The 241-nt window shown below is 42.3% G+C and carries 1 protein-coding gene; it reads right to left on the bottom strand.

All coding sequences use genetic code 11. The features are described 5' to 3' along the window. Positions 1-201, bottom strand: a 201-nt coding sequence (locus tag ACWQ4X_RS19960; protein ID WP_457904701.1) for a holin, incomplete at its 3' end; no start/stop codon positions are given. Between the last annotated feature and the right edge of the window lie 40 nt (positions 202-241).

Below are 241 nucleotides of genomic sequence, written 5' to 3'. Positions count from 1 at the left end.
AATCGCCAAAAGCCCCAATGGATTGATATCTGGTATTTGCAATACCACTGCGCCAGCAACAGTTGATGTTGCAGATCCTAAAATTGTTCGCCCAATCGCTAAACGCCAGGTTAGCTTTTCATCTGAAACCAAGAGCTTTGCGAATCCAATACACGCCCCAATAGCAATCAAAAATAAGAAATTCCTTTCATGCTCTTGCATGTAACCCCCTTAAACTTGGCAATAAAAAAGCACCCTTTGG

The sequence above is a fragment of the Acinetobacter sp. NigerLNRRAM0016 genome (assembly GCF_054112845.1).
The sequence above is the reverse complement of the archived record's forward strand: the minus strand, read 5'-3'. Positions and strand labels throughout refer to the sequence as shown.